Source organism: Euzebyella marina (assembly GCF_003687485.1).
Lineage (GTDB): Bacteria > Bacteroidota > Bacteroidia > Flavobacteriales > Flavobacteriaceae > Euzebyella > Euzebyella marina.
On the sequence record NZ_CP032050.1, the window covers coordinates 2775887 to 2792254 of the forward strand.

At 39.8% G+C, this 16368-nt stretch carries 14 protein-coding genes; 9 read left to right on the plus strand and 5 right to left on the minus strand.

Annotation, left to right across the window (positions count from 1 at the left end; translation table 11 throughout):
- Positions 1–48: 48 nt before the first annotated feature.
- Positions 49–2457 (plus strand): TonB-dependent receptor, encoded by a 2409-nt coding sequence (locus D1013_RS11980; RefSeq protein WP_121850709.1) that lies wholly within the window; start codon positions 49–51, stop codon positions 2455–2457.
- Between the two features lie 6 nt (positions 2458–2463).
- Positions 2464–3312, plus strand: coding sequence for a DUF4249 family protein (locus D1013_RS11985; RefSeq protein WP_121849057.1), 849 nt, complete (start codon positions 2464–2466; stop codon positions 3310–3312).
- 66 nt (positions 3313–3378) lie between these two features.
- Here D1013_RS11985 and D1013_RS11990 read toward each other — a convergent pair whose 3' ends face one another.
- Positions 3379–4185, minus strand: a complete 807-nt coding sequence (locus D1013_RS11990; protein ID WP_121849058.1) for a DUF1853 family protein — start codon at positions 4183–4185, stop codon at positions 3379–3381.
- A gap of 131 nt (positions 4186–4316) precedes the next feature.
- Here D1013_RS11990 and D1013_RS11995 point away from each other — a divergent pair, with 131 nt between their 5' ends.
- The 3 genes from D1013_RS11995 (at position 4317) to D1013_RS12005 (ending at position 8526) form a co-directional block, all read left to right on the plus strand.
- Positions 4317–5714 (plus strand): Gfo/Idh/MocA family protein, encoded by a 1398-nt coding sequence (locus D1013_RS11995; RefSeq protein ID WP_121849059.1) that lies wholly within the window; start codon positions 4317–4319, stop codon positions 5712–5714.
- Positions 5715–5823: 109 nt separating this feature from the next.
- Positions 5824–6990 (plus strand): vWA domain-containing protein, encoded by a 1167-nt coding sequence (locus D1013_RS12000; protein WP_121849060.1) that lies wholly within the window; start codon positions 5824–5826, stop codon positions 6988–6990.
- 66 nt (positions 6991–7056) lie between these two features.
- Entirely contained in the window at positions 7057–8526 is a 1470-nt protein-coding gene (locus D1013_RS12005) for a MoxR family ATPase (protein WP_121850710.1), read from the plus strand.
- Positions 8527–8566: 40 nt separating this feature from the next.
- On the opposite strand, the gene D1013_RS12010 is transcribed toward D1013_RS12005, so the two are convergent.
- Together D1013_RS12010 and D1013_RS12015 are read right to left on the minus strand one after the other, a co-directional pair.
- Positions 8567–10063: a sensor histidine kinase gene (locus tag D1013_RS12010; protein ID WP_121849061.1), complete on the minus strand. Its 1497-nt coding sequence runs from the start codon at positions 10061–10063 to the stop codon at positions 8567–8569.
- Positions 10060–10761, minus strand: a complete 702-nt coding sequence (locus D1013_RS12015) for a response regulator transcription factor (RefSeq protein ID WP_317125470.1) — start codon at positions 10759–10761, stop codon at positions 10060–10062. The genes D1013_RS12010 and D1013_RS12015 overlap by 4 nt, the downstream gene beginning before the upstream one ends.
- A gap of 229 nt (positions 10762–10990) precedes the next feature.
- Between D1013_RS12015 and D1013_RS12020 the strand changes: the two genes are divergently transcribed.
- Positions 10991–12505, plus strand: a complete 1515-nt coding sequence (locus D1013_RS12020; protein ID WP_121849062.1) for a spondin domain-containing protein — start codon at positions 10991–10993, stop codon at positions 12503–12505.
- Between the two features lie 48 nt (positions 12506–12553).
- Here the strand turns inward: D1013_RS12020 and D1013_RS12025 are convergent, their stop codons facing one another.
- The gene (locus D1013_RS12025) at positions 12554–13039 is read right to left on the minus strand and encodes a hypothetical protein (RefSeq protein ID WP_225621465.1); all 486 of its coding nucleotides are present in this window, start codon (positions 13037–13039) and stop codon (positions 12554–12556) included.
- A gap of 179 nt (positions 13040–13218) precedes the next feature.
- Complete coding sequence (locus D1013_RS12030) at positions 13219–13653, minus strand: hypothetical protein (RefSeq protein ID WP_121849063.1); 435 nt, start codon at positions 13651–13653, stop codon at positions 13219–13221.
- 69 nt (positions 13654–13722) lie between these two features.
- Between D1013_RS12030 and D1013_RS12035 the strand changes: the two genes are divergently transcribed.
- From D1013_RS12035 to D1013_RS12045, 3 genes are all read left to right on the plus strand, one after another.
- Entirely contained in the window at positions 13723–14508 is a 786-nt protein-coding gene (locus D1013_RS12035) for a tRNA pseudouridine synthase A (RefSeq protein WP_121849064.1), read from the plus strand.
- A 119-nt stretch (positions 14509–14627) separates the two neighbouring features.
- The gene (corA, locus tag D1013_RS12040; RefSeq protein WP_225621464.1) at positions 14628–15659 is read left to right on the plus strand and encodes a magnesium/cobalt transporter CorA; all 1032 of its coding nucleotides are present in this window, start codon (positions 14628–14630) and stop codon (positions 15657–15659) included.
- A gap of 102 nt (positions 15660–15761) precedes the next feature.
- Complete coding sequence (locus tag D1013_RS12045; protein ID WP_121849066.1) at positions 15762–16265, plus strand: hypothetical protein; 504 nt, start codon at positions 15762–15764, stop codon at positions 16263–16265.
- Positions 16266–16368 lie beyond the last annotated feature (103 nt).

Here is a 16368-nt window from a genome sequence, read left to right on the forward strand (position 1 = left end):
ATTTTTCATCTGTCAGTAAGGGTGTTCAACAATCAAAAAACAAATAGTATGAGCATATCAAACAAAACGAGAATACCCCCATTGATTAAAATTTGCATTGGCATCATCAGTTTGACAGCTGCAATTTTTACGGCAAATGCACAGCAGAGCTTTACTATAAATGGGTCGATTACCGATATCGATAATGGCGAAACCCTTTTTGGAGCCTCAATTTTATTGGAAGGTACCACCATTGGAGTGGTAACTAATGAATACGGTTTTTATTCATTATCCGCGCCTTCCGGTCAGTACAACTTGATCATTTCGTATATGGGCTATCATAGTCAAGTAAAAGAGATACAACTTAATCGTGACCAAAAATTGAATTTTGAGCTTGCCGAAGAATCAACCCAGTTAGAAGAGGTCGTGGTTACGGGAGACGAACCTGAAACCGTTGTGCTCAGAAAACCTGAAATGAGCGTGGCAAAGATGAATATTGGAACGGTTAAACAAATGCCAGTAGTTCTTGGGGAAGTGGATATTCTGAAGTCCCTGCATATGCTACCAGGCGTAACCAATAATGGAGAAGGCTCAGGCGGATTACACGTAAGGGGAGGCGCCCAAGATCAAAACCTTATTTTATTGGATGAGGCTATTATTTACAACACATCGCACCTTTTCGGCTTTTTTTCGGTGTTCAATGCCGACGCTATAAAAGACATGAAACTCTACAAAGGGGGCATACCGGCAAAATTCGGGGGAAGAGTCTCTTCTGTTTTGGATGTCAGACAAAAAGATGGCAACAATAAAAACTTTGAGATAAACGGTGGTGTCGGTGCTATTTCAAGTAGGTTGGCGGTAGAAGGCCCTTTATTCAAAGAAAAAGGATCCTTTTTGGTTGCCGGAAGAACATCTTACGCCCATCTATTCTTAATGTTGGCCGGCGAAGAAAACAGGGCTAGTTTTTACGATTTGAACTTAAAAGCTAATTATGAATTGACCGATAATGATAAGGTCTATCTCTCCGGTTATTTTGGTCGTGATGTTCTTAAGTTCGGCGATATTTTTGACAGCTATTATGGTAATTCTTCTGGTAACCTGAGGTGGAACCATATTTTCAATGACCGCTTATTCTCTAATATGTCTGCCATTGTAAGTAGATATAATTACAAAATTGGGTTTGATATGGAGGATTTTGATTGGCTGGCTTCCATCAATAATTATAATTTGAAATATGACTTCAAGTACTACTTTAACGATAGGTTCAAACTAGACTTCGGTGCCAGTGGAATTTTTTATGAATTTGATCCGGGTAGGTTAAAACCAACTTCAAGTGAATCTTCGATAAATCCGTTGGTATTAGATCAGAAAAAGGCCTTGGAATCAGCCTTGTACGTAAATGCCGAACAGAAGCTTTCTGAAAGAATATCACTCAAGTACGGCCTTCGTTATAGTCGTTTCAATCGGCTTGGCGGACAAGTGATGAATGAATATTTGAATGATTTGCCGGTACGCTACAATTCCGCATTGGGTATTTACGAAAGTGGAGTTGTTATCGGAGAAACCTATTACGAAAAAGGAGATGCCATAGAAACATTCGACAACTGGGAACCTAGAATAAATATTGCCTATCAATTAAACGATAATTCTTCGGTGAAGGCAGGGTTTTCAAGGGTGGCCCAATACATTCATTTACTATCGAACACAACTTCAGTTACGCCGGTCGATGTTTGGGCACCTAGTGGAAAATTCATAAAACCCCAATTATCAAATCAATATGCACTTGGTTACTTCAGGCACATCAATGACCAGGCCTATTCGGTCGAACTAGAAGGTTACTATAAAACGGTCGATAATCGCATCGATTACATTGACGGCTCAGAGCTGATAGGCCAAGAGACTATTGAAACAGAAATATTGAATGGCGAATCAAGGGCATATGGCCTAGAATTGCTCTTCAGGAAAAATAAGGGCGATTTAACGGGTTGGGTCGCCTATACCTTGTCAAAATCGGAACAGCGTACACCAGGTGGAAGGGCAGGAGGCTTGGGTATTAACAATGGCGACTGGTACAATACTCCCTATGACCGCACCCATGATGTTTCGGTGGCAGGCACTTACCGATTAAATGAAAAGTGGAGTTTTGGTACCAATTTGGTTTTTCAAACAGGCAGACCGGTCACGTACCCCAATGGCCAATATGAATATGAAGACATATCGGTAGCTAGCTACTCCGACCGTAATTCTGACCGCTTGCCGGCCTATCATCGTTTAGATTTATCGGTCAACTACCAACCTGACAGAAGAGAAAATTCTCGCTGGAAAGGGGAGTGGGTCTTAGGAATTTACAATGTGTATAATCGCAAGAATGCGGCTTCAATTTCTTTTGGCCAAAATAGGGAGACAGGTGCTAATGAAGCTACCAGAACGGCCATATTCGGTATTGTACCGTCCATTACTTACAACTTTAAATTTTAGGATCAAATGAAAAATTATAAAAATCATTTTTTGGCATTATTGAGTACGCTACTGTGCATATCGTGTACTGATGTGGTAGATGTTGATGTTCAGACGGCCCCTACGCGTTTGGTCATCGAAGCAAGTCTCGATTGGGAAAAAGGTACGCAAGGCAATGAACAAACGATTGACTTAAGTGCTTCCACAGAATTTTTCAGTAGCGGTAATGCCCCGATAATTACTGGTGCAATCATTCAGGTTACTGATTTGAACACAGGTGATTTATTTGATTTTGTTGATCAAGGCAACGGCAGTTATTACACTGATGAATTTATTCCCGCTGTTGGGCATAGATATCAATTGGAGGTAATCTATGAGGATGAAACCTATATCGCTGAAGAAACCTTATTTGCTGTACCTGACCTTACAGTCGTAGGGCAATCAAAAGAAGATGGTTTTAGTGAAGACGATCTTGAGGTAAATATGACCTTGATAGACCCAGAGGAGGAAGGCAACAGCTATTTCTTTAAATTTTGGAAACGGGGAGACTTGCTTCCCGATTTTGAAGAATTTGATGATGAATTTGTTAATGGTAACAAGGTTGATTGGTTCTACGAAATCGGTGAGGATGATGATACCGACGAAAAGGAAGCCTTTCAACCAGGAGATACGGTAGATATTTCCTTTTATGCCATATCACCTGCTTATCTGAAATACATGCGAATTCTAATCAATCAAATTGGGGGAATGGGTCTTTTTGAATCTATCCCGGTATCGGTTAAGGGCAACTGCATCAACTTGACCAATGCCGATAACTATGCGCATGGGTATTTTAGGGTTACCCAAGTGGTCAAAACGAGCTACACATTTGAGTGATTGAGAAGAGGGGAGGAAACATATTTTAGAAAAGCAGAAATCTATCTTCCTTCCCTAACTTTATAATTACCACCAAACTACAAATAGCTTTTGAATGGTTCCATCATTCTTTTTGAGCCAAAGCATAGGTGAATTTTCATTGATCATTCTCAGGTTAACTTCCATTAACGTCTCAAAATGCGACATCCATTCTACAGTTTTATGAGGCCTTATGACCCATTGCCATTTTTTAGGCATGTAGTAGTGATAACCTCGAAAAGCTGAACTCTCAAAATCTTTGAACCTAATCCAAAAGCCAGATAAACAGGCTTTGTTCAAAGGTCTAATATGGCTTTGCTCTTCTAGATAGTGATGGAATAGTTGCGCCTTAAAACAGCATAAATGGTGTATGCAGTTAGGGTCGATATTCTTTGAAAACAGAACTTTTTTCCCTTCCTCGCTGTGCAATAATTGAAATTGACGATTCTTGATTTTTTCCATTTTGGTAAAGAACATGTCTCTTCTGTTCGGGCCCATTAAACGATGTATCGGTTCTGAAATAGCACTATCGATTACATAAAACTTATAGGTAAGTTCTACGTGTATTTGTTGAAAGGTCTCTTTATTACCAAGAATAAAATCAATCTCACCTATGGTTTGTTTGCCAGAAAGAACGGGTTGATTGTAGAGAAGAATTTCATATGCACCGGACCTTTCAATAAGGTCTTTAAAGACAAATTCCATTTGATGCCCTAATCGCATTTTGGCAGGTATAGTTTCCGTGAACGGTGGTTGCAGGGTTACCTCAGGAAAATGGAATTGTTCAATACCAAACTGCTCGTTCAACCATAATGGTTTTGTTCTGTAAAAGCCTTCATGTAATGAGTTCACCATACTCGATTAAAATAGTTTGAATATTGTCTTCATCAAAATAAATCAATTGAATATGAAGACCTAAAGATTCCCTTTTTATTGTCTATCTTGTACGTTCAAGCCTTAAGAACTAAACTAAATATTACTACCAAATGAATTCCAACAGAAGAAATTTTATTAAAAAATCATCGATAGTAGGTGCGGGCATTACCTTGGTGCCTTCTTTATCGAAAGCAAACCTCTTGGGCCCGTCAAGACCTTTTGATGCGCAGTACATGGGTGGGTTTGCCGCTCCTAAAATAGATAAGGTTCGATTTGCTTTTATAGGTGTTGGTGCCAGAGGCTCTGGCCATGCCAAACAAATTGCGGCCATTGAAGGTACCGAAGTGGTGGCCATTTCCGATTTATATGAAGATTTGGCCCAAAGATCGGCAGATGCTTGCAAAGAGGCGGGCAAGGGTCAACGACATAAAAAAATAAAGCTGTATACCAACGGAGAGGAAGATTGGAAAAAGATGCTTAAGGAGCAGAAACCCGACGCTGTCATCATCGCCACCCCATGGAAACTGCATGCCCCTATGGCTATCGAGGCGATGAATTCGGGGTCTCATGCTTTCGTTGAAGTACCATTGGCACTTACCATTGACGAAATGTGGCAAATTGTCGATACTTCTGAAAAGACGAAAAAGCACTGTATGATGATGGAAAACGTCAATTACGGTAGGGAAGAACTTCTATATCTTAATATGTGCCGTCAAGGTGTCATTGGTGAACTTTTGCACGGTGAGGCTGCTTATATTCACGAACTACGCTCTCAAATGAACGAAGTTGAACGTGGTACGGGCTCTTGGAGAACCTATCATTACGCGAAAAGAAACGGAAACCTTTATCCAACCCATGGGTTGGGTCCCGTGGCACAATACATGAACTTGGCACGTGGTGAAGATAATTTCAAATTCATTAATTCTTTTTCATCGCCGGCCAAGGGAAGAAAATTATATGCTGAAAAGAATTTTCCTGCCGATCATCAGTGGAACGAATTAGACTATAAAGGTGGTGATATCAGTACCTCCATCATTAAAACCGACTTGGGAAGAACGATTATGGTTCAGTGGGATGAGACGAGTCCGAGACCTTACAATAGGTTAAACCTCATTCAGGGCACCAAGGGTACATTGGCCGGTTTCCCTACGCGTATGGCCATCGAGGGGGGTATTGAAGGAGCTACCGAAGACCATCACCAATGGGCTGAAGGCGACGGTCTTGCCAAGATTTATGAAAAGTATGAGCACCCTCTCTACAAAAGGTTGGGCGAACTTGCGGTAAAAATGGGTGGACATGGCGGTATGGACTTTATGATGCTATACCGAATAGTTGAATGTCTAAGAAACGGCGAACCTTTAGACCAGAATATGTACGAAGGTTGCCTATGGAGCGCGGTGGCACCGCTAAGCGAAGCTTCAGTTGCAGCTAATGGCGCCCCACAAGAATTTCCTGATTTTACCAGAGGTAACTGGAAATCTACTGATGAACTCGCTGTAGTAGAATGATATTAATACAGATAAGGGATTGGCCTGCAACCAACGGTGGGCCACTTCCTTACCGTTAACATTTCCTAAAAATAGAGGTGTTCACAGCTAAAAACACTAATTTTATGTAATGGCTATGAATACTAGAAACGGATTTCGCTTCACCCCATACGAAGCTCCCGAACAAACCCCATTTGAAAGACTTTTTGAAATTTTCCAAGAACTCATCACGCACACTTCTGGCGATTTTGATGAGGCGATAGATTGGTTGCGAGAGCTTGATAAAGAATATGAGCTTACCGACGACGATTATACTATCGACGATTTTATTGAAGAACTAAAGGCGAAAGGGTACATCAGGGAAGAGTTCAAAGATGGTGGCGGCGAAATGGGCGATGGGCAAGAAGGTGATGAAGGAGATGGTTCTGGAAACGGAAAAATTTCGATTACTGCCAAACTAGAAAGATTAATTAGGCAAAGAGCCTTAGATCAAATCTTCGGTAAATTAAAAAGACAAGGTTCTGGCAACCATAAAACGGGCAAATCTGGCCAGGGTGATGAACATACCGGTGATTTAAGGGAATATCGCTATGGTGATGGCCTAGAGCATATTTCAATGACCGAGAGTTTGAAAAATGCCCAAGTTAACCATGGTATTGGTAGTTTCTCTCTTAGCGAAGAAGATTTGGTCGTCGAAGATACCCAATACAAAGCGCAGATGAGTACGGTGCTCATGATCGATATCAGCCATAGTATGATACTTTATGGTGAAGACCGAATCACACCTGCCAAAAAGGTGGCAATGGCTTTGGCCGAATTAATTACTACCCGTTACCCGAAAGACACTCTGGATATATTGGTTTTTGGTAATGATGCTTGGCCGATTTCCATTAAAGAGCTCCCTTATTTAAAAGTAGGCCCATACCATACCAATACCGTTGCAGGTTTACGATTGGCTATGGATTTGTTGAGACGAAAAAGAAATACCAATAAGCAGATTTTTATGATTACCGATGGTAAGCCGAGTTGCTTGAGGCTTCCTGATGGTAATTACTATAAAAATAGTGTGGGCCTAGACGATTATATAGTCGAGAAATGTTACAACATGGCCCGTCAGGCGCGTAAACTTCACATTCCCATTACCACCTTTATGATTGCCCAAGATTCTTATCTAATGCAATTCGTTAGGCATTTTACCGAAGCCAATAAAGGAAAAGCCTTTTTTACAGGGCTAAAGGGTCTGGGTGAAATGATTTTTGAAGACTACGAAGCCAATAGAAGAAAACGTATAAAATAATTGCTATAAATAGTATTGTTTGCGCCTTTTGCAAATGATAAAATAGATACAAACCGAGAAGAGAATATGAGTATTGATCATTTGAAAATAAAAACCTTGGGCGATTTAAAAGCATCGGGGTATCGAAGTAAGAATATTAAAGATGAGCTTAGGGATAACCTGCGAGAGCAAATCAAGAACGGAGAGGATAGTTTTGAAGGTGTATGGGGTTACGAGAACTCGGTCATTCCACAATTGGAAAGAGCTATACTATCTAGACATAATATCAATTTACTAGGGTTAAGAGGGCAGGCCAAAACGCGGTTGGCCAGATTGATGGTGCATTTGCTGGATGAATGGATACCTGTTGTCAAAGGTTCTGAAATAAACGATGATCCTTTGCGGCCCATGTCTCGTTTTGCTGTGCAGTTGATTGAAGATAAGGGGAATGAAACCCCAATTATTTGGCTGCATAGAAACGAACGTTTTTCTGAAAAATTGGCAACCCCAGATGTGACGGTGGCCGATTTGATTGGCGATGTCGACCCGATAAAAGCGGCGAATCTTAAATTATCGTATGCAGATGATAGGGTCATTCACTTTGGTATGATACCTAGGGCCAATCGATGCATTTTTGTCATCAATGAATTGCCTGACCTTCAAGCCCGTATTCAAGTGGCGCTCTTTAATATTTTAGAGGAAGGCGATATTCAGATTAGGGGTTTTAAATTAAGAATGCCTTTGGATATTCAGTTTGTTTTCACGGCGAATCCTGAAGATTACACCAACAGAGGTAGCATTGTTACACCTCTGAAAGATAGAATTGGTTCTCAAATTTTGACACATTATCCTGAGTCTATAGAAATTGCACGAAAAATCACTGAGCAAGAGGCCCATTTAGACGATAGGCAATCGAGAACTGTATATGTACCCGATATGGCCAAAGATTTATTGGAGCAGATTGGTTTTGAAGCACGCAACAGTGAATATGTAGATGCCAAAAGTGGGGTCAGTGCGAGAACCAGTATCACAGCTTACGAGAACTTGTTGAGTACAGCAGAAAGAAGGGCTCTTCAAACAGGTTCTGAAACAACAATGGTTCGATTAAGTGATTTTATGGGTGTTATACCAGCAATAACCGGAAAAATTGAGTTGGTCTATGAAGGTGAACAGGAAGGTGCCGATTCCGTAGCGGAGATTTTGGTCGATGATGCGGTGAAAAGTTTGTTTCCTAATTACTTTCCGGCGATTAATAAATTAGAGAAAAAAGATGCCATCACCCCGTATGATGAATTAGTTACGTGGTTTTTTCAGGGGGAAGGGTTTGAATTGTTAGACGATTTTACCGATGAGGAATACAAAAGGGCGTTGGACAGTATTCCGGCACTTAATCAATTGGTAAAGGAGTTTCAACCTGATTTTCCAAAAGAGGATGTTTACTTTTTAAAAGAATTGGTTTTGTGGGGGCTGGTATCCCACAAAAAATTAAGCAAAAGTCGCTTTTCCGAAGGGTATCAATTTAAAGATTTATACGGTAGTTTTATAAGCGGATTATAAAAGAAAGTTTTCAAAAGCCCCGTTCACCGGGGCTTTTTCTTTATGAGATTTGATATGCCGGTAAATGAAAAGTAAAAGAGCTTCCTTCTTTTGGTTTACTTAAAACGGTGATAGTGGTGTCATGTAAATCCATTATTTTTTTGACAATGGCCAGGCCAAGTCCGTAGCCATGTTTCTTTGCATTTTTTTCTACTTGCTTGTACCTATCAAAAATAAAAGGTTGCTCGTTAACAGGTATGCCCGTACCTGTATCGGTAAGGTCAATTTCAATATTGTTTCCTTTTTTTTGCAATGACAGCGTCACATGTCCGCCGGCTTCGGTATATTTCAAAGCATTTTCGATCAAGTTCTGCAATGCCCTTTCTACGAGACTAACATCGGCATAGACCAAACAGTTGTCCTCAGGATTATCCATTTTCAAATCAATTTGCTTCTTGTCTGCCAACACCTTGAATTTGGCAATAAGATCGTGAGAAAGCTCGGTGATAGAGAACGGTTCTTTAATGGGAACCACTTGTTCCGCTTCCAATTTCGAATATTCGAAAAGCTGGTTGATAAGATTGGATAGGCGGTCTACATTGTCGTGAGTAATTTGAAGGTATTCGTCTTTCTCAACTTCTGAAAGGCTATCCCTTTTGATCTGTAGCGTTTCGATATAGCCTTTTAAAATGGCCAGTGGCGTTCTCAGATCGTGTGACACATTGGCTATCAGTTCTCTTCTCAATTGGTCGACCGATTGCATCTTGTCCATATTACTAACGATACTATCGGCCATTTCATTAAAAGACTTTGCAAAAACTTCAATATCGGATTTCTCGGGGTTCTTAATGCGAGCTTCAAGGTCACCATCGTGAAACCTACGTACGGTTTGAGTAATCAAACGCAGATTTTTAGTCAAGAACCAAATGGCCAACAAACCGATTATAGCCGAGAAAATCATGGTAAGAATGGTCGCTCCAATCCCCAATCGAGCGAAATATTGGCTCATTAGGTTATCGCTTACTTCTTGAAATTTTTTTCCGGCCAAAACGATGTAGATAAATCCTTGATGACCATCTACATTATAGGGTGCAGCAGAAAAGATCTTCTTTGCACCAGGGTTTCTTGGATCGTCTCCGAGAACAAATTTTTCCCCACTATCGGCAATAAATGATTTTACAGGAGCCAAATCTACCTTTTTTGCCGCATTCTTATCCTCGGGATCAAGAACCACGGAATAAAGTATATCTCCCTCCTGACCTAAAAGGTATACTTCGATACTTTGATTAACGGCCATCATATCATGCATGAGATCACCGAACAATTCTTTGTTGACACTTCCGTCGGCTAAAAAGGGCGATGCTCCACTGAATTTTTCGGCTATAACATGATTGGCGATATCGGCATTTAACCGTTGAGTGGTTTCTTGACTGTATTTATTCGCAAAATACCCCGTAATGAAAATATAGGATGCCCCCATCAAAAGCACTAAAAGAACGAACGCCAGCCACAATTTTTTGACCAATTTGGGTGTTAAGGTTTTTTCTCTTGTGCTCATAACGATATATCTTCATTGAATTTGTAACCAACTCCCCAAGTAGTTAGAATGTAGGAAGGATTGGCCATATCTGATTCAATCTTAGCCCTTAACCGATTGATGTGCGAGTTTACGGTGTGTTCATAACCATCAAAATTGTATCCCCAGATGATATTTAGAAGTTCGGTTCTTGTATAATTTCGGCCAGGGTTCGAGGCCATTAATACCAATAGCTCGAATTCTTTTGGTGAAAGATCAACTTTGTTCCCTTCGATTAGAACCTTTCGCTTGTCGACATCGATATGCATACCCTCAAACGACATATCGCTTGAATTCCCTTTTGCTTTGCCCTGTTGATTGGTTCTTCTCAAAACAGCCTTGATTCTAGCCAGAAGCTCCCTTATACTAAAAGGCTTGGTTATGTAATCGTCCGCACCTATTTCAAGCCCTAGTACGCGGTCTATTTCTTCTGATTTGGCCGTTAGCATTATAATAGGGGTGCTTTTCTGTGCTCTTATTCGTTTACATATTTCAACACCATCCATTGTAGGCAGTGTTAAATCAAGTAGAACCAAATCATACGAATGTTCTATGGCCATTTTTAGCCCTTGGGCACCATCAACGGCCTTGTCGGTCTTGTAGATTAAATCCGTTAGATGAATCTCCAACAACTTGATGATTTCCGGATCGTCTTCTATAATTAAAATTTCTTTCATCATCTCAAATACGAATGAAAACAAAAAGTATCACACAATTATCACGGCGATAATTGTACAATCAAAACACTTACTAAATCTTTAATACAATAACCTTCTGTCTAAGAGTCAGTCGTTCAAATAGTTGAAAGCTCACAGAAAATTCACAGAAATTCGATAAAAGTTGATTTTTATGTGATTTTGTGATGATATAGTATGGCTTAGTTTGTTTTCAACATAAAACGACATTATTATGAAAACAAAAAGACTATTACCAGTATTCTTGGGGGCCGCAATGGTTGCCTTTACAGCATGTGAAGAAGAAATTACAAGCACTGAAATTGATGAAAACGTACAATCTGTAACAGAGGGTACAGAAACTTCATCGGTAGATTCTGAAGAAAACGTAGAAGAGGAAATGGAATTGAATTCTGCTGATTTTACCGTAACAATAGAAAATGTGGTAACTCCAAAACCCATTTTTGAGAGCGGCGTGTTTGCCGTACCTATGGGTAAATCAGAACCTGCACCATTATTTCCTGGTGAAGCGTATGAGTTTGAGATAAACGCGGGCCCTCATGTATTGCCGGGCGATGGGGGCACCAGACTGTCATTCGTTACCATGTTTGTACAGTCGAATGACCTATTTTATGCTCCTAATGAAGAAGGTATCGCTCTGTACGATGAAAACGACTTACCTATTTGTGGTGACGGCCCTGTTGATATAACTGACCAAATTTATCTTTGGGATGCCGGTACTGAAGTGAATGAAAAAACCGGGGGACCTAATCAAAAGCCGCAACAGGCACCAGAAGCGATGGACCAAGGGGAAGAAGAAAATGGTGTGGTTACCCGAATAACCGATAATAGCTGTTCTTTCGGCAATGTGCTTCCTGAAAATAATGACGTTATAAAAGTTACTATTGAGTTAATTGCTCCTGCCAGGTTCAAGGTGAGAATTAAAAATGTATCCGATTCAAACACTATTGCTGTGCCCGCTATGGGAAAAGATGCTAGGGCCGCAGTACCCATCTCGCCCGGAGTGTATGCCGTTCATACAATACCAGCACCATTCTTTGTAGAGGGAGAGGTTGCTTCTGGCGCCGGATTGATAGGTAGTACTTCAGGCGTCGAAGATGTCGCGGAAGACGGCTTTCTTGATGATTTACTTATGGATACGAAAGCTGCAACAGGTTTGATTGTGCCACTTTCACCTGGGGTTTGGGCTATACACAAAGATGGCGATATGCCATTATATGAAAAAGGTATGGCCGATTTTGGTGAAGGATTGGAGGGAATTGCCGAAGATGGTTCGATTGCCATGCTTTCAGAGTCTTTAATGAATAAAGAAGAATTGATGCAATATGGCATTTTTAATACACCTGTTGGAGCATCCGAAGCAGGACCCATCGGTCCGGGGAATAGTTACCAATTCTCTTTTACGGCAGAAGAAGGTTATAACTTATCGATTGCAAGTATGTTTGCCCAAAGTAACGATTGGTTCTATGGATTTAAACCTGAAGGTTTACCCTTGTTTAAAGATGGGGAAGCGATGTATGGTGATATGACCGGATATGTTTACCTCTTTGATGCAGGCACCGAGGCAGATGAGCACCCAGGGGCAGGTTTGACCCAAGTTATTCGCCAAGGAAATCCGAATACAGGACCGGAAGACCCTAATTATACGGTGAGAATAGTCAATGGAGATGAGTTTGATAATATACCTGCAACCTCACATGTTATAAAAATTACTATCGAATCAGAGTAGGCAATGAGTTTAAAATTAAAAGGCTGGGGTTTAAAACCTGGCCTTTTTTTATTGTTCCCAAGAATCTATATGTCTGCTGATATCATCAAAATTATAATCCCCAACCAATTTTTTCCTATATCCAATGGCCAAGACGGTCATGAATATTAGAAACGTCTGTAAGACTAGAATAACTAGTGCCATTGGTAAAAATGACACTGGAATGACGTGGTTTTCAAAATCGGTGTAGCTCAAAAGTGTGTAAACTGTTTTGGCTAAATAAAATAGATATACCAAAACCACTGCATACAGTATATATTCTATAGTACGCATTTGAGGGTCGGTATCTTCATATTCAGTGATTTTAAACCAGAGAACATAGAGAAATACCAAGTGTACCAAAGCGATAATGGGAAATGCAAAGTTCTCAGGCCTAAAAACGGGAAAAGTCTGGGTATAGAGTCCGTAAAAATTAAGTACTGATAATGCCACCAACGTTACAATAGATAGTTGAATGGTTATCCTCCATGTGAAAAGCTTCTCAACTAGTTTCATAGTAAAGTAATCAAGATTCGATTGACAAAAAATAACAACGAATCTTAAAATTGGTTTATTGGATTAATTCGATAAACCGCACTTTTTGTAGTCTTGACTACCCATGCGGGGGAACTTACTTAGTCGATTTAAATGGAAAGATAGAATTATTATAAAGAGAAATTTAAAAAAATCGTTGACTACCCTAAATATCCCTTCTTTAGTGCATTTTTTGAAAACAATATAAGTAATACGCTGATAATTATGATGATGATAGGAAATATCATAGCCGATGTTCCCATTACTTCAAAAGTATTGCTCAAGAAAAACTGATATACGTTTTGGGCCAGTACTCCAATCAACGAAATGATAAACGCGGTGATTGCCCATTTCTTGCGTAGTAATAATGCAATAGCCCCTAACACGCCAGACCATACCGCTATAGCAAAAGAAGCGGTTACCCAAGCTGGTCTTGTCTCATAAAGAAGTCTTTGCTCTTCTGGTAATTGAGCCAGTGCCTCAGTTGACATAAAGGCATCGACGAGATATGCCATGGCCCCGATAACATTCCATATCAAGGCAAGAATGGCCACTACCCAGAAAACTGTGCCGGGTTTGTTCAGATGGGTTGTCATAATGGTGGTTTTAAAAGGTTGTCTTTACAAAATACAAAAAAATGGCTAGTTTGGTCTCAAATAAAAAGCATGTACAGTACCCGACATTATTACTTGATAGATGTACAATATTTAGGGTTTAGGTATAGTGGTTGGCAGAATCAACCGGGGCAAAAAACGCTGGAATCAATGCTACTCAAAACGTTGAAATTCGTTTTACCCAACAGAAGCTATAAAATATTAGGGGCTGGCAGAACCGATGCAAAAGTTTCTGCATTGGCCATGAAATTTGAACTTTTTTTAGAAGGGGAGGAGTTGAAGAATCTAAATGAGTTTAAGGAGACGTTCAACCGAAATTTACCGCCAGACATTCGAGCGACGAACATTGAAAAGACAACTGCGGACTTCAATATCATACAAGATGCAAAGGATAAGGAATACGTTTATCTATTCTCTTTCGGTGAAAAGAACCATCCTTTCTGTGCTCCTTTTTTAGCCAATATCATTGAACCTTTAGATATTGATTTAATGAAAGAAGGCGCTACACATTTTTGTGGCACCCACGATTTTTCTGTTTATACTGCACGGTTACGAGAAGGAACAAAGACCGTTAGAACCATCGAATCATGTTTTATCAAAAAAAACGACCTTATTCAAGCCAGCTTTTTTCCTGAGAATAGTTACGCATTACATATCAAAGGTGCTGGTTTTATGCGGTATCAGATTAGAATGATAATGGGAGCTCTAATACAGTTGGGCAGGGGAGAGCTATCACTTGAAAATATTACAGATTCGCTTCAACCGAACAGTGGTATAGAGCATACTTTTGTGGCGCCGGGTTCCGGCCTTTTATTAAATCGATTGGATTATCGATAAAGCCATTAAAATCGCATCTTGCTATCTTTATAAAAATACCTGTAGCTATGGCAAAGCCAAAGAAAAGAAAATTGCTTTCAAAGTTAAGGCCCCGTAAACAGTCAAAATTTGACAAAAAAATGGGCAAGGCCCCTGGTACCATCACGTATATGGGCAAACGAGAGGGAAAACCCAGTGTGGTCAATATCATGGAATATAATAACGATGACCTGAATATTACCAGCCCTGGTGATATAGAGACCATCGTAGCCCATCGTGACCCTCCGATGACCTCATGGATCGATATCATAGGTATTAGTGATGAACAGTTCATAGAACAGGTGGGCAAACGTTTTGGTCTGAATTCATTGGTAATGGAAGATACGGTCAATCCGCATCAAAGGCCTAAGATAGATGAATATGAAGAGTACATTTTTGGGGTCTTTAAAATGCTCTATATTGATGATGATACCAATGAACTTGTATATGAGCATGTGGCATTAATCTTATTGGAAAATTGTGTTTTGGTATTTCAAGAGTTGGAAGATGATGTATTTGCCGGGGTTCGAAGTAGGGTCAGAAACAAATCGGGACGTATAAGAAGTAGGGGGGCAGATTATTTATTTTTTGCACTCTTAGATGCCATTGTCGATAACTACTTTGTCATTTTAGAATTTTTGAACGACAAAATCGAAACCCTTGAAGAATTGGTCTATCAAAACCCCACCCAAGAAATTGCCCATGAAATTCAAGACCTAAAAAAGCAGGTATTAAAGGTGAGAAGGTGGATCTCGCCCGTACGCGAATTGGTCGGTAGACTTATCGATTCTGAAAACCCATTGATTACGAAAGATACCAAAGTATTCTTAAGAGATGTGTTGGATCATTCCCTTGAAATCAATGAAAGCCTACAAATCTATCGTGAAATGTCGATGAGCTTGATGGAGATGTACATGAGTAATATGAGTAACAAGATGAACGAGGTAATGAAGGTACTGACCATTATGGCATCTATATTCATACCCTTGACTTTTATAGCTGGTATTTATGGTATGAATTTCGACCATATGCCCGAATTACACTGGGAACACGGCTACCCAATGGTTTGGGGCATTATGATAGTTTTGTTTATCGGTATGATGATTTACTTTAAGCGTAAAAATTGGCTTTAAGCCCATATTTCCCTTCTTGAATGGTTTCAAATTTTGTTGCAATGAGCTAAGCAAGGTACTTCACCGACCGTAAATTGCAGCTTTAATCATAAAAGAGAAAATATGAAGTATACAAAGCAAATATTATTTTCTTGTTTGTTGATGGTAACAGGCGTTATGTGCGCCCAAGGAATAGACAGGGAAATTTCAGAGGAGACCACTGAAAAGAAATATGAAATGTATGAAGAAGGCAAATTGGTCAAGAAATCAGTAAAGATTCATACAGTGGTGAAACAGGATATCAAATTTGCCGAAGAAGACGAAGATAAAATCGACGCCAGAAGGGTTATAACTCCCAAAAAAATCTTCAAAACGGTGAGTATCGATAATGATACCGATGAAGATTATGACGAGGTACTTAAATTTAGCTACACTTCTGAAGCCAACAAAGATTTTCTATTCGGAACCAATGACAATGAGATTTTCAAGGCCTTAGAAAATAGTAAGTACTTAAATGTGGGCAATAAAGAGAATATGACTGAAAAAAGTCTTAATTCTTTAATTGTTATAACAGACGATAATGGACAAGTAGTTGAACTGGTACTTGAAAAACACGAAGAAATGTAATTCTGCAATACACTTATACTTGAAGAGAAGCGCTTTTGGGCGCTTCTTTTTTTGTCACATACCTAATTAAATTAGTATTTTTCTTTCCATTGAATTTCCGTTT